The 13,437-nt window shown below is 45.3% G+C and carries 9 protein-coding genes; 3 read left to right on the top strand and 6 right to left on the bottom strand.

Annotation, left to right across the window (positions count from 1 at the left end; genetic code table 11):
- Positions 1 to 28: 28 nt before the first annotated feature.
- Together kdsA and JaK3_RS07330 are read right to left on the bottom strand one after the other, a co-directional pair.
- Positions 29 to 892, bottom strand: coding sequence for a 3-deoxy-8-phosphooctulonate synthase (kdsA, locus tag JaK3_RS07335; RefSeq protein ID WP_068322853.1), 864 nt, complete (start codon positions 890 to 892; stop codon positions 29 to 31).
- 9 nt (positions 893 to 901) lie between these two features.
- Positions 902 to 2,563, bottom strand: a complete 1,662-nt coding sequence (locus tag JaK3_RS07330; RefSeq protein WP_068322851.1) for a CTP synthase — start codon at positions 2,561 to 2,563, stop codon at positions 902 to 904.
- A 72-nt stretch (positions 2,564 to 2,635) separates the two neighbouring features.
- Here JaK3_RS07330 and JaK3_RS07325 point away from each other — a divergent pair, with 72 nt between their 5' ends.
- Together JaK3_RS07325 and JaK3_RS07320 are read left to right on the top strand one after the other, a co-directional pair.
- Positions 2,636 to 2,863, top strand: coding sequence for a superinfection immunity protein (locus JaK3_RS07325; protein ID WP_338091693.1), 228 nt, complete (start codon positions 2,636 to 2,638; stop codon positions 2,861 to 2,863).
- A gap of 209 nt (positions 2,864 to 3,072) precedes the next feature.
- Complete coding sequence (locus JaK3_RS07320; RefSeq protein WP_068322847.1) at positions 3,073 to 5,658, top strand: bifunctional aconitate hydratase 2/2-methylisocitrate dehydratase; 2,586 nt, start codon at positions 3,073 to 3,075, stop codon at positions 5,656 to 5,658.
- Between the two features lie 86 nt (positions 5,659 to 5,744).
- On the opposite strand, the gene JaK3_RS07315 is transcribed toward JaK3_RS07320, so the two are convergent.
- From JaK3_RS07315 to JaK3_RS07305, 3 genes are read right to left on the bottom strand one after another with little or no spacing between them, the layout of a single operon-like run.
- On the bottom strand, positions 5,745 to 6,500 hold the full coding sequence (locus tag JaK3_RS07315; protein WP_068322843.1) for a spermine/spermidine synthase domain-containing protein: 756 nt from the start codon (positions 6,498 to 6,500) through the stop codon (positions 5,745 to 5,747).
- Positions 6,501 to 6,511: 11 nt separating this feature from the next.
- Complete coding sequence (purL, locus tag JaK3_RS07310) at positions 6,512 to 10,549, bottom strand: phosphoribosylformylglycinamidine synthase (protein WP_068322840.1); 4,038 nt, start codon at positions 10,547 to 10,549, stop codon at positions 6,512 to 6,514.
- A gap of 21 nt (positions 10,550 to 10,570) precedes the next feature.
- Positions 10,571 to 11,245 carry an ABC transporter ATP-binding protein gene (locus JaK3_RS07305; RefSeq protein WP_068322837.1) on the bottom strand — a complete coding sequence of 225 codons (675 nt, stop codon included), beginning with the start codon at positions 11,243 to 11,245 and terminating at the stop codon, positions 10,571 to 10,573.
- Between the two features lie 2 nt (positions 11,246 to 11,247).
- On the opposite strand from JaK3_RS07305, the gene JaK3_RS07300 reads away from it, so the two are divergent.
- Complete coding sequence (locus JaK3_RS07300; RefSeq protein ID WP_082786400.1) at positions 11,248 to 11,919, top strand: arylesterase; 672 nt, start codon at positions 11,248 to 11,250, stop codon at positions 11,917 to 11,919.
- 1 nt (position 11,920) lies between these two features.
- Here JaK3_RS07300 and JaK3_RS07295 read toward each other — a convergent pair whose 3' ends face one another.
- Entirely contained in the window at positions 11,921 to 13,384 is a 1,464-nt protein-coding gene (locus tag JaK3_RS07295) for a peptidylprolyl isomerase (RefSeq protein ID WP_068322834.1), read from the bottom strand.
- Positions 13,385 to 13,437 lie beyond the last annotated feature (53 nt).

The following is a 13,437-nucleotide window of genomic DNA, read 5'->3' as shown; positions in this document are numbered from 1 at the left end:
GAAATGGGTTTAACGAATCTACTAAAAGTTACTTAAAGCTGTCTTCTAAAAAATTTCCGGTTGATTTAACAACGTCATCAAGCGCGACCAATGATGCAAGTAACTCATTCATGCGATCGAGTGGCACAGCATTGGGACCGTCAGATAATGCCTTGGCAGGATCTGGATGTGTTTCCATAAAAAGCCCGCTGATACCAACAGCAACCGCAGCGCGAGCTAGAACTGGGACGAATTCTCGTTGACCGCCACTAGAGCTTCCTTGGCCGCCTGGCAACTGAACTGAATGCGTTGCATCAAAAACTACTGGCGCCTTAGATTCGCGCAAAATTGCCAAGCTGCGCATATCAGAAACGAGGTTGTTGTATCCAAAAGATGCGCCACGTTCACAAACCATAAATTGGTCTGGAAGGTTTTTTTCTAATGCTGCAGCGCGAGCTTTTTCAATCACATTCAACATCTCATGCGGAGAGAGGAATTGCCCTTTTTTGAAATTCACTGGCTTGCCACTCTGAGCACAGGCGCGAATGAAATCAGTTTGCCTACAAAGAAATGCTGGCGTCTGTAATACATCTACAACACTTGCAACAGCTTCGATTTCGCTGATGTCATGAACATCCGTCAGAACAGATACACCAACCTGTTTCTTTACCTTAGCCAATATCTCAAGGCCCTTTTCCATCCCCAAGCCGCGAAAAGATGTACCGGATGAGCGATTGGCTTTATCAAATGAAGATTTATAGATAAATGGAATCTTTAAAGCGGCAGTGATTTCTTTCAATTGGCCGGCAATATCAATAGCAGATTGCTCTGACTCAATTACACAAGGACCAGCAATTAAAAAGAAGCGACGATCTAAACCCACGTCATAGCCGCATAGCTTAAATGTGCTCATATTTTTCCTTTATGCCGCCTGCTTTGCAGTGAGCTCTTGATGCACTAATGCAGCGCTGATGAAGGCTGAAAATAATGGATGCCCATCACGTGGAGTCGAGGTAAATTCTGGGTGGAACTGCACCCCAAAGAACCAAGGGTGAATTGATGCTGGTAACTCCATCATCTCTGGCAACTCTTCATTTGGAGTTCTGGCAGAAATAATTAAGCCAGACTGCTCCAATTGGGGAACGTAGGTGTTGTTTACTTCATAGCGATGGCGATGACGTTCATTCACTTCAGCACCATAAATACGATGAGCTAAAGTACCTACTTTTACAGGGCAACGCTGTGAGCCCAGGCGCATAGTGCCGCCTAGATCAGAGTCATTCGTACGCTTCTCAACACGCCCTTCCCTATCAAGCCACTCAGTAATAAGGGCGACAACAGGTTGCTCGGCTTGTGAATCAAATTCGGTACTGTTAGCCTTAGTAAGATTGGCAACATGGCGAGCAAATTCAATCACAGCCAGCTGCATGCCCAAACAAATACCTAAATATGGGACATTGTTTTCACGGGCATAACGAATGGCAGCAATCTTGCCTTCTGTGCCCCGCTTACCAAAACCACCTGGAACCAATATGGCATCAAGATCTCGTAAACAATCAACACCATCTTTTTCGATGTCTTCAGAATCAATGTAATTGATATTGACGCGTGTATGAGTATGAATGCCAGCATGACGTAATGCTTCGATCAGAGACTTGTAAGACTCCGTTAACTCTACATACTTGCCGACCATGCCGATAGTCACTTCATGTTTAGGATTGGCTAACTCATAAACTAAATTTGCCCATACAGAAAGATCGGCAGGCTTTGCCTTGAGATCTAATTGACGGCAAATCAAGTCATCCATTCCCTGTGCATGCAGCATTTCAGGAATTTTATAAATCGTATCTACATCCCATACAGAAATAACGGCCTCTTCCCGGACGTTTGAGAATAGTGAAATCTTCGAGCGTTCATCCTCCGGAATCGGACGATCAGCACGACAGAGCAATACGGTTGGCATGATGCCAATCTCGCGTAACTTTTGTACTGAGTGTTGTGTAGGCTTAGTTTTTAGCTCGCCAGCACTGTTGATATAAGGCACTAGAGTCAAATGAACAAAGGCGCAGTCATGAAGAGGCAAACGCAAGCTCATCTGCCTTGCAGCCTCTAGAAATGGTAGGGACTCAATGTCGCCAACGGTGCCACCAATTTCACAAATGGCAACATCTGCCTTACCGTCGTGACTTGCTTTAGCGCCACGCTCTACAAATGCTTGAATCTCATTGGTGATGTGCGGAATAACTTGAACTGTTTTACCCAAGTATTCACCGCGACGCTCTTTGCTAATCACGGACTCATAAATCTGTCCGGTAGTGAAGTTATTGCTTTTACGCATCTTTGCAGATACGAAGCGCTCATAGTGACCTAAATCTAAGTCGGTTTCTGCGCCATCTTCAGTAACAAAAACTTCACCGTGTTGGAGTGGGCTCATGGTGCCCGGGTCAACGTTAATATAGGGGTCTAATTTTAGGAGGGTGACTTTCAGGCCGCGGGATTCGAGAATCGCGGCAAGCGAGGCAGCTGCGATTCCTTTCCCTAAAGAAGAAACCACACCACCAGTGACAAAAACGTATTTGGTCATCGCTTAAGCTCTGTTGGAAAAAGTAATTATAACGATAGAGGGTCACCCAGGACAAAACTGAAAATCTGTAATATGGGGTTTCTTATAAAAATTAGCCCATTTTTAGATCCTATGCGCCTTCTATTCGCCGCACTGCTTACCTTCCTCTCCCTTTTCTATTTTTTACCTTTTGCCATCGCATTTAACAAGAAAAGAGCGAATTCTGGCGCCATCTTTGCCTTGAATCTGTTCCTTGGTTGGTCTCTTATTGGCTGGGTAGTTGCCTTAGTTTGGGCTATGAAGGAAGAGAAAGTCCTTTGAGACTGAGTCGAATAACCCCACGTCAAGCTCATGAAATAGAGGATTTTTTTCGGAAAAACCCTTATTTTTTCAATGATTGAGCGTTTTCAGGGCAAATTTGCCCTTTAAAGTCTTATATAAGACTTAAATAAGTAACTATAATTAGCTTAATCGGGAGAGAATTCCCTTTTGGCCTTTCTATTGACCACTTTTACCTCATAGGAAACACAATGTTAGAAGCCTATAAAGCCCAAGTTGCTGAACGTGCCGCCCTTGGCATCCCCGCACTACCTTTAACCAAAGATCAGACTGCTGAATTGGTTAAATTGCTAAAAAATCCACCAGCCGGCAAAGAGGCTGAGCTTGTAGAGTTAATTACAAACCGCGTTCCTGCTGGCGTTGACGAAGCTGCAAAAGTAAAAGCTGAGTTTTTAGATGCGATCGCTAAAGGAACAGATAAATCTCCTTTAATTTCACGAGTCAAAGCTACTGAATTGTTGGGTACCATGCTAGGCGGCTACAACATTAAACCGCTAGTTGAGTTATTAAGTGATGCTGAATGTGGCGCCGCTGCAGCTGCTGCACTCAAGAAAACTTTATTGATGTTTGACTACTTCCATGACGTTCAAGAGTTGGCGGAAAAAGGCAATGCTAATGCCAAGTCAGTATTGCAAAGCTGGGCTGATGCCGAATGGTTTACTAGCCGTCCTGCCGTTCCAGAAAGCATGAAGCTCACTGTATTTAAAGTGACTGGCGAAACAAATACTGATGATCTATCACCTGCTCCTGATGCATGGAGCCGCCCCGATATTCCTTTGCATGCAACAGTGATGTTGAAGAACCCACGTCCAGGTATTGAGCCGGATGAAACTGGTGTTCGTGGTCCAATGAAACAAATTGCTGAGTTGCAGAAAAAAGGCAACCAAATTGCTTATGTAGGTGACGTTGTTGGTACTGGCTCATCACGTAAATCTGCCACTAACTCTGTGTTGTGGTGGACAGGTGTAGATATTCCTTTTGTTCCAAACAAACGCTTTGGTGGTGTTTGCTTAGGCACAAAAATTGCACCGATCTTCTTCAACACCATGGAAGATGCTGGCGCATTACCGATTGAGCTTAATGTCTCTGATATGAATATGGGGGATGAGATTGAACTCCGCCCTTATGAAGGTAAAGCCTTTAAAAACGGTAAAGAAATTGCTTCTTTCTCACTCAAGTCACCAGTGATTCTGGATGAGGTTCGCGCAGGTGGACGCATACCTTTAATCGTAGGTCGTGGTCTTACAGCTAAAGCACGCGCAGCCCTTGGTTTGCCAGCCTCTACTGAATTCCGTATTCCTGTTAGCCCTCCTGATAACAAAAAAGGTTTCAGCTTGGCTCAGAAGATGGTTGGCCGTGCATGTGGATTACCAGAAGGTCAAGGCGTTCGCCCAGATACATACTGCGAGCCACACATGACTACAGTAGGCTCACAAGATACTACTGGTCCAATGACTCGTGATGAATTGAAAGACTTGGCTTGCTTAGGATTCTCTGCAGACTTGGTAATGCAATCTTTCTGTCACACATCCGCATATCCAAAACCAGTAGACATTCGTACGCACCATGAGTTACCAGCATTTATGACTAACCGCGGCGGCGTTGCATTGCGTCCAGGTGATGGCGTAATTCACAGCTGGTTAAACCGTTTGCTCTTGCCTGATACTTGCGGTACCGGTGGCGATAGCCATACTCGCTTCCCAATTGGTATCTCCTTCCCTGCCGGCTCAGGACTGGTGGCATTTGCTGCCGCTACTGGCGTTATGCCTTTGGATATGCCTGAGTCTGTATTGGTTCGCTTCAAAGGCAAAATGCAGCCCGGCATCACATTGCGTGACTTGGTTAATGCGATCCCTCTGTATGCCATCAAAAAAGGCTTGTTAACTGTTGAAAAGCAGAATAAGAAGAACGTTTTCTCTGGTCGCATCCTGGAAATTGAAGGCCTACCTGACTTGAAAGTTGAACAAGCATTTGAATTATCTGATGCTTCTGCTGAACGTTCTGCAGCTGGTTGCGCTATTCAATTAAGCAAAGAGCCAATCATCGAGTACATGCGTTCAAACATCACATTGATGAAGTGGATGATCGCAAATGGCTACGAAGATAAGCGCACTTTAGGTCGTCGCATTAAAGCAATGGAAGCTTGGATCGCCAAGCCGGATTTACTCAAGGCCGATGCAAATGCTGACTATGCTGAAGTAATTGAAATCGACATGAGCGAAATCAAAGAGCCAATCTTGGCCTGCCCTAACGATCCTGATGATGTGAAATTCCTATCTGAAGTTTCTGGCGAGAAAATTGATGAGGTATTTATCGGCTCTTGTATGACTAACATTGGACACTTCCGCGCAGCAGGTCAAGTTCTTCAAGGCAAAAAGGATATGCCTACTCGTTTGTGGGTAGCCCCTCCTACCAAGATGGACCAAATGATTCTGACCGAAGAAGGCTATTACGGCATTCTGGGTGCTACAGGTGCGCGCATGGAAACTCCAGGCTGCTCACTCTGTATGGGTAACCAGGCACAGATCCGTAAAGGCTCTACTGCAGTCTCCACATCAACACGTAACTTCCCGAATCGTTTAGGTATCGATACTCGCGTATACCTGGCTTCTGCTGAGCTTTCTGCTGTTGCAGCACTCTTGGGTCGTTTACCAACGCCGCAAGAGTATTTCGAGCAAGTTGAATCTTTGAATGCTAAATCTGGTGAAGTTTATCGTTACATGAACTTTGACAAGATTAAGTCATTTAGCGATGTTGCAGATACAGTAACTGTATAAGTTGGTATTTCAGCGCTTCTTCGGAAGTGCCGAATATAAAAAGGCGATCTGATGATCGCCTTTTTTTGTCTTTGATTGATGAAAGTTTAAATAGAAAGCTTTGATTCTTGGCGTGCATTCTCGCGACTGATGCCGGAAACCCACTTATTGGTAGGTAACCCAGTTTTCTCAAGAATCAATTTAGCTCGCTTTGAGACATCTTTCCATTCAGCCTCAAGTTTAGGGCCCTTGAAAGCGATGGCAACGACATTGCAATCGTGAGATTCGGGAAATAACAGAACCCTATTATCAAATGCTTCGCATATGTTCTTTAGATTCACTTCAAAACTTTTATGACGTGAAAATAAATTCACAGTCATTACACCTGGTCCCTTAAGGATATTGAAGCAACCTTTATAAAATTCTAGGGAACTTGCCGCTGGGCCATCACATATTGCATCATATAAATCAACTTGGACGGCATCAAACAGACCTTTATATTTCTTAACTTTCACAAACTGTTTTGCATCAGTTTGAAGTGTTTCTAATTTACGATCGTCATCAGGCGTAAAAAACATCGATCTAGCCGAAACGATAACTGCAGGATTGAGCTCAACAACCGTAGTCTTCACTGCTGGGCAATAACGATGCTGAAATTTGGTCAATGCACCAGTACCCAAACCTAATTGAGCAATCCGCATCCCAGGTTTAGTCTCCAAAAACAATAACCAGGCCATCATCTGCTGGTTGTACTCAAGGTAAATCTCATCAGGGTCGCGCAAGCGCATTGCCCCTTGAATCAATTCTGTACCAAAGTGAAGATAGCGGATGCCGCCACTTTCAGAAAATGTAACCGGTTCCATCTATAGAAAGATTATTTAGCCCAACGTCGTGCATTGCGGAAAAGGCGTAACCATGGGCTAGCGCCATCAGGGGTATCTAACCACTCTGGTGGACACCAACTCATCTGCACAGCCCTAAAGACACGCTCTGGATGCGGCATCATGACCATGAAGCGCCCATCTGCTGTCGTAACGCCTGTTAAGCCGCCGGGAGATCCATTGGGATTCATTGGATACGTTTCCGTAGGAATACCTTGATGATCTACAAACCGGAAAGAAGCTAATCCCTGCTTTTGAATCTGCTCAAGATTACCTTGTTGGCTAAAGTTTGCATAACCCTCACCATGTGCAATCGCAATTGGAATTTGACTGCCTTCCATGCCTTGAGTAAAGATCGATGGAGATGCCATGACTTCTGCCATCACCAAGCGAGCTTCATACTGCTCGGATTGGTTGCGAGTAAATTTAGGCCATGCTTCAGCACCCGGAATAATTCCGGAGAGATTGCTCATCATTTGGCAACCATTACAGACGCCTAATGCAAAGCTATCCTGGCGATTAAAGAATGCAGAGAACTGATCGCGTAGCTGTTGATTAAAGAGAATAGTTTTCGCCCATCCTTCGCCAGCGCCCAGCACATCACCATAACTAAAGCCACCGCAAGCAATTAAACCTCTAAAGTCCTCAAGCTTTGCTTTGCCGCTAAGCAAGTCGGACATATGGACGTCATAGCTATCAAATCCAGCCCAGTTAACCGAGTAAGCCATTTCTACATGTGAATTCACACCCTGCTCTCGCAAAATGGCGACCTTTGGACGCGCATTTTTAGCAATAAAAGGTGCTGCGACATCTTCTGATGGATCAAAAGTGAGCTTCGGGCTCATGCCTGGGTCCGCGATATTATCTAAGAGCGCAAATTCGCTATCGGCACATGCTGGATTGTCGCGTAAGCGCGCAATCTGGTAACTAGTGTTAGCCCACATTTTTTGCAGCACTTCTCGTGGCTCGGCAAAAATATTCTTGGCATCACGCCAGATCTCAATACGACCGTTGGTATTTGGCTTACCAATAACATGGCTAAAAGCGCTGAGACCTAATTTTCTGAGAGTGGCAAATACAGCGTCACGATCTTCTTTTCGAACTTGAATAACAGCACCAAGTTCTTCATTGAATAAAGCGCGCATAGTTTGCTCATGGCGGCGGCCTGAAACCTGTTGCGCCCAGTTTTTAGCATCACCGTAATCTGGCTCCTGCCCTGCATCCATGGCAATCATATCGACGTTCATAGAAATGCCGCAATGTGAAGCAAAAGCCATCTCTGCAACGCATGCAAGTAATCCGCCGTCAGAACGGTCGTGATAGGCCAACAGCTTGCCTTCTTTACGGAGCGCGATGATTGCAGAGGCTAAAGATTTGAGGTCTTCTGGGTGATCAACATCCGGAGCCGTTTTCCCTGACTGGTCTAGGACTTGAGCCAAGATACTTCCAGCCATGCGATTTTTACCGCGACCTAAATCAATCAAAATAAGCTCTGTCTCCAAAGGAGATCCGGCTTGATCTTTTAAGCGCAGAAGTGGAGTTGATGTCTTGCGAACATCCTGCACTGATGAAAATGCAGAAATAATCAAGGAGACTGGAGCAACTACTTTTTTAGCCTCATTACCATCTTGCCATGCAGTGGACATCGATAAGGAATCTTTTCCTACTGGAATGGAGATTCCAAGAGCGGGACACAACTCCATACCAATAGCTTTAACTGAGTCATAAAGCTTGGCATCTTCACCCGGAGCTCCACATGCTGCCATCCAGTTTGCCGAGAGTTTCACACCCTGAAGATTTGCAATATCTGCAGCCAAAAGGTTTGTAACGGCCTCACCAACAGCCATACGGGCTGCTGCGGGAGCATCGATAACCGCCAATGGAGTTCTTTCTCCCATGGACATCGCTTCGCCACGATAGCCCTTGTAATCCATCATAGTGACGGCACAGTCAGCGACAGGAACCTGCCATGGACCGACAAACTGATCACGAGCATTAAGACCGCCAACAGTTCTATCGCCAATCGTAATTAAGAAAGATTTACTAGCAACCGTTGGTTGCTGTAATACCCAAGCAATAGATTGGGCTAGATCAGCATCGGTTACGTCTAGCTCTTTAAACTCTTGCGCAACACGTTTGACGTCTCGATGCATCTTCGGAGGCTTGCCTAGCAATACCTCCATCGGCATATCAATTGGTGAAGCAGCGTCTGAGCCGGCAGCCTGCTTAGAATCACTCAGTGTTAACTGACGCTCAGAAGTTGCTTCTCCAACAACGGCAAATGGACAGCGCTCACGCTCGCAAAATGATTTAAATAAATCTAAATCTTTCGCTTCAATTGCTAAAACATATCGCTCTTGAGACTCGTTGCACCAAATCTCCGCAGGACTCATGCCACTTTCTTCAAGGGGCACGTTTCGGAGTTTAAAAGCAGCCCCTAGGCCAGCGCCATCGGCTAATTCTGGGAAGGCGTTTGATAATCCGCCTGCACCGACATCATGAATGGAAACAATCGGATTGCGATCGCCAAGCGCACGACAAGCATTGATTACTTCTTGTGCTCTACGTTCCATTTCTGGATTACCGCGTTGCACAGAATCAAAATCCAGATCTGCAGTATTCGTGCCTGTTGAAACAGAGCTACCAGTAGCTCCGCCCATACCAATACGCATTCCAGGTCCGCCGAGTTGAATAAGTAAATGCCCTGCTTGAATTGCTTTTTTCTCAGTATGAATTGAGTCGATGCTACCAATACCACCTGCAATCATGATGGGCTTGTGATAACCGCGACGAGTTCCATCTAAGGTCTGCTCAAATACACGGAAATATCCACCTAAGATTGGTCTACCAAACTCATTATTAAATGCAGCGCCACCTAAGGGGCCATCAATCATAATTTGCAATGGTGTTGCAATGCGTTCTGGCTTGCCATATTTCTCAGCTTCCCATGGAAGATCTGTACCTGGAATATTTAAATTAGAGACAGAGAATCCTGTAAGACCTGCTTTAGGGCGACCACCAACACCAGTTGCACCCTCATCGCGTATCTCTCCACCAGCACCAGTAGAAGCACCAGGAAATGGCGCAATGGCTGTGGGGTGATTATGAGTTTCAACCTTCATTAAGGTATGAACTAAACGCGTATCTTTTTGATAGCGATGATCTGCACCCTGGGGAGCCCAAGTCTCTGCCTCACATCCAGCCATTACTGCAGAGTTATCGGAGTAGGCAACAATCGTACCCTCTGGATGTAGCTGATGAGTGTTGCGAATCATGGCGAACAATGAGCGTTCTTGATCATCGCCATCAATTGTCCAGCTTGAATTAAAGATCTTGTGACGGCAATGCTCGCTATTTGCCTGAGCAAACATAATCAACTCAACATCAGATGGGTTGCGTTGAAGACGAGTAAAACTTTCTACAAGGTAAACAACTTCATCATCCGATAAGGCAAGACCTAAATCTTGATTTGCCTTATCAAGAGCTGCTCTGCCCTCAGTCATTACTGGAATGCGTGCTAAAGGCTTGTCCTCTAAAGATTGATACAAAGCATTAGCCGCATCGGTTGAATCGATAACCGCTTCAGTCATTCTGTCGTGGACCGCAGCCAACACCAATTGTTTTTGCTCTGGAGTTAGAGTCTTTTTGCTCTTCCATGAAAACTGAACACCGCGCTCAAGTCGCAGAACATCCAATCCGCATTGACGAGCAATATCAGTTGCCTTACTAGCCCAAGGTGAAACAGTTCCAAACCTAGGAATAACAATCGCAGATTGGTCCTCTGCTTTACCTTTTCTAAACAAGGATTTACCTGGGTTTATTTTGGATTGAAAAGGCTGACCGTAGGTCAATAGACTTGCCATGACTTCCTGATTCTTGGAGCCTAACTCTGCCTCAGACCAAATAAAATGAAGGTATTGAGCCTCTATAGACTCAAGATCAACCCCTTGAGCAGCCAAAGACGCTAAAAGTCGTTGTTGGCGGAAGGGGGAAAGCGCGTCAGCGCCGGGCAAAAAGTGGAAAAAAGACATCCCTAGATTATAAGGTTTTGCCTACAGCAAGCGACCGCCCTGAAGGTGCAGTTGCCGCTGGCACCGATCAGCCAAGGCCTGGTCGTGGGTAACCAAAATAAGGGTTGAATTATTAGCCTGATTTAGCTCAAAAAGGAGCTCAATCACCCTATTTCCGCTGGCCTCGTCCAGGCTGCCAGTTGGCTCATCCGCAAATAAGATGGCGGGCTTCATGATGAAAGCCCTTGCCAACGCAACACGTTGCTGCTCTCCGCCTGATAGGGTCTTAGGGAAATGGTTAGCGCGCTCCCGTAAGCCTACTTGCCCCAGCCAATGCAGGGCATTTTCCTTGGGCATATCCAAGCCATTGAGCTCGGCAGGCAGCATTACATTTTCAAGTGCCGTTAGATGTGAAAGTAATTGAAATGATTGAAATACAAACCCTACTTTTTGGCCCCTCAAAAGCGCCCTACCATCCTCATCCAATTCACTTAGGTTTTGTGATACCAGCTCAACGCAACCGCTAGAAGGAATATCTAATCCAGCCAAAAGACTGAGTAAGGTGCTCTTACCGGAACCCGACGCTCCTGTAATGGCAACACTCTCGCCTTGAAAGACATCGAAGCTAATGTCGTGCAAAATAGTTAACGATCCGTCGCTAGATAAAACTTGTTTACCTAGATGTATCGCACTAAGGACCTTTACTGGATTACTCATAAATGAATCGATATATTGGGTTGAGCTTCTTGAGTAAAAAAATGAAAGCCCTAACGTCGGCTATTGCTCTATTTTGCCTGTTTATTTCATTTGGCACCTTAGCTCAGACAAACCAGACCATTTTGGTGATGGGTGATAGCCTGTCTGCAGAATACGGTCTCGTCCGTGGATCTGGCTGGGTCAAGCTATTGGAAGAGCAGCTTCAAAAACAAAGCAGCCCATGGAATGTGTTTAATGCCAGCATCAGCGGGGAAACAAGCTCTGGCGGTCTTTCCCGACTTCCCAAGCTGCTGGAGCAAAAAAAGCCTGGCATTGTGTTTCTTGAACTAGGCGCAAATGACGCCTTGCGCGGTTTGTCCATCCAAGAATCCAGTAAGAATTTGCGCAAGATGATTCAAATGAGTAAACAAGCTGGGGCAAAAGTACTTCTATTCGGAATGCAGATTCCACCAAACTATGGTCAAGAATACACCCGGGAATTTAAGGATCTTTATGCAAAACTAGCGGCTCAAGAGAAAGTGCAATTACTCCCCTTCTTTTTAAGTGGAGTTGCATCCGATATCAGCCTATTCCAAGCTGACCGCATTCATCCAAATGAAAAAGCACAAACCATTCTCTTTAAAAACGTATGGGGCGCTATGACCCCATATCAAACAATGCTTAAAGGTAGCTAGCTTAGCTTCCGGAACCAGATGACATTGGCTTCAGTGGATTGATTACTTTCACTCCAGCAACATCCCTCCAGTAAGCCATGAATCCTGCAAACTCAGACTGGGCTGCTAAAGCCTGGATTTGTTGGGCTTGTGCTTTATGAACTTTGGCATCAACAACAGTTGGTTGACGAACTTGATCAACACGATACAGGGTGGCTCCAACGCCAGGGTTGCTAACTGATACGAGGGCCGGGAATTTATCTTGGCTAATGGACATTATCTGATCAAGCGCACCACCAACTAAATTAGCTGGTTTATTTCTGGAAACCCAAACTGGGCTAGCAAAACCTGATGCGCTTTTAGGATCCTTTTCTAATGCAGCATAACGATCGGCAGCGGCATTAATTGCCAGCTTCTCAGCCAAACGCTGACTCACTTGACGCTTCACTTCCGCAGCAACATCTTTGTATGGAAGCGTTTGCGCAGGATGAAAAGTTACTACTCGAGCAGAAACAAATACGCCTGGGGATGTTTGCACTGCTTCAGTATTGCGTTTGTTCTTAACGGCCTCATCACCAAAGAGAGATTGAACAACCTTTGGATTGGCTAGCGGGTGATCCTTTGCAACACCAGAGGCGCCAGAGCGGGTTACGCCCTTTTGAATTTGAACATTCAGCTTCAATTTATCTGCGGCCGGCTTAAGACTATCTGATTGGTCATAAGTCATGTTGGCAAACTGATCAGCCTTTTCACTAAATACCTTAGCATCTTCCTTTGGATCGGCTTTAAGAACAATGTACTCAACATCCACATACTCAGGACTCTCAAACAGCTTGGCATTTGCGGTATAAAAGGCTTGCAACTCCTCTTGCGAAGGATTTACTTTGGATAGGTAATCCTTGGCATCAAAAGACATCGCTTGCACTTGACGCTCCGTCTCATATAGAGTTGAGATAATTTCAGATAATTTAGGGCTACCGATTTCAGTGCGCGCCACTGAGTTCACCAGCTGACCAATCTTTAAATCAAATGCTTGGCTAGCGTAAAACTGCTCTTCATTCATTCCATTGCTTGCTAGCAATTGCTTGAAACGAGCGTCATCAAAACTACCATCTTGCTTATACAGAGCGCGAATCTGTGGAATATTTTGTAAGCTTTTAACCAGAGCCTCTTTGCCTACTTGCAAACGAAGATCACCAACAGCAAAACCTAAAATTCGTTGTTGCAGCAACTCATTCAATATAGCCTGTCTAAATTGGAGGCTTTGAGCAATCTGCGCATTACCACCTACTCGTTCTGCTTGGCGTTTAGCTGCTGTATCTACCTCTTGAGCAGTAATGGGCTTGCCGTTGATTTTGACTAGATCCGTCTCTTTGTCTAAAAAGCTGGAATAGCTTGAGATGCCAAAAAAAGCAAATGACGGAACAATCAAAAGCATTAATACAAATTGCAGAATTCGCTGGTGTTTACGGACGGTATCAAACATGAAAAAGTTCGCTAGTAAAAAATATGAATACTAGGAGTGTACTCGGGTAATGA

The organism is Polynucleobacter yangtzensis (assembly GCF_001595965.1).
Taxonomy (GTDB): domain Bacteria; phylum Pseudomonadota; class Gammaproteobacteria; order Burkholderiales; family Burkholderiaceae; genus Polynucleobacter; species Polynucleobacter yangtzensis.
This window is presented reverse-complemented; position numbering and strand designations above follow the sequence as displayed.